General features: G+C 32.0%; 2 protein-coding genes. Both read left to right on the forward strand.

Translation table 11 applies throughout. The features are described from left to right. The first annotated feature begins 68 nt into the window (after nt 1-68). Nucleotides 69-752, forward strand: coding sequence for a helix-turn-helix domain-containing protein (locus FYJ83_RS19510; RefSeq protein WP_154443137.1), 684 nt, complete (start codon nt 69-71; stop codon nt 750-752). Nucleotides 753-772: 20 nt separating this feature from the next. After that, nucleotides 773-1,540: IS3 family transposase (locus FYJ83_RS19515; protein ID WP_326828379.1), on the forward strand; the 768-nt coding region annotated here is incomplete at its 3' end.

Genomic DNA, 1,540 nt, shown 5'->3' on the forward strand with positions numbered 1-1,540 from the left:
TGATATGCTCCCCTTGTAGTAGACAGTTAAAATAATAAAACTGTTTACTGTAAGGAGGAGTATTTTTTATGGGAAGAAAAAGTAGCTTCACAATAGATGAAAAACTTGAATATATTCATAGATGTATAAGGGGAGAGGATTCCGTCAATCATGCAGCAAAACTAATTGGTGTTAGCAATAATACTTTAAAGAGGTGGATCCGTAATTATGAATCATTGGGTATTGATGGCTTAAATAACACCTCTAAAAATACCATTTATTCAGAAGAGGTTAAAAATATGGCTGTGAGAGACTATCTTGATGGAAAAGGATCATTATCTGATATATGTAAAAAATATGGAATTAAGTCAACTAAACAGTTACGAAACTGGATTTTAAAGTATAATAGTCATGAGGAACTAAAATCTTCTGGAACGGGAGGAATAGCAATCATGACTAAAGGACGTAAGACAACTTATGAAGAACGAATTGAAATAGTAAAATATTGTATAGAGCATCAAAATAACTATGCTGAAACAGCACAACATTTCCAAGTATCATATCAGCAGGTCTATTCATGGGTGACAAAATATGAAAAGGATGGAGTTGAAGCTCTTCAGGATAGACGTGGTAAAAGAAAATCTGTAGAAGAAATGTCCGAGCTAGAGAAATTAAAAGCAGAGAATAAATTATTGCGGGCAGAAAATAAAAGAAAGCAGATGGAGCTTGATTTTCTAAAAAAGCTGGAAGAGTTAGAAAGGGGTCGATACTAAGTCAGGTAAGACATGAAAATATATATCTAGCAATACGTGATTTACATGATACTAAAAAATATCCGGTAACAGAATTATGTAAATTGGCTGGAATACAAAGATCATCTTACTACAAATGGCTTAATAGAAAAGAAAAGATTAATGAGAAATTTAATAAAGAACTAATCCCATTAATTAAAGATGCCTATGAGGAAAGAAATGGAATACTAGGCTATAGACAAATGACATTAAAACTTAATCGTGAGCATAACCTAAAAGTCAATCATAAAAGAATTTATCGTCTAATGGATATATTAAAGCTAAAATCAGTATGCCGTAAAAAGAGGAAAAATTACATTAAATCAACTCCTGAAATTACAGCTGATAATATACTTAATCGAGACTTTAAATCGAATCAATTTGGAGAAAAATGGCTCACAGATGTAACAGAGATGAAGTATGGGTCTGGAGGTAAAGCATACCTTAGTGCAATATTGGATCTTGCGGATAAAAGTATTGTGTCTTTTGTATTAGGACATTCAAATAATAACAAATTGGTATTTGATACCTTTGATATAGCTCATTCTAAATATCCAAACAGTAGTCCAATCTTTCATAGCGATAGAGGTTACCAATATACAAGTAAGACATTTAAAAAGAAGTTGGATGAAGCAGGTATGATACAAAGCATGTCCAGAGTATCAAGATGCATTGATAATGGACCTATGGAAGCATTTTGGGGAATGTTAAAGTCAGAAATGTACTATCTTAAAAAGTTTAACACATATACCGAGTTAGAGTCTGCTGTT

Origin of the sequence: Tissierella pigra (assembly GCF_009695605.1) — a bacterium.
Taxonomy (GTDB): Bacteria; Bacillota; Clostridia; order Tissierellales; family Tissierellaceae; genus Tissierella; species Tissierella pigra.

What these genes read in the sequence shown, in the direction of transcription:
- FYJ83_RS19510 (WP_154443137.1), top strand. Translation starts at nt 69, where the DNA reads ATGGGAAGAAAAAGTAGCTTCACAATAGATGAAAAACTTGAATATATT.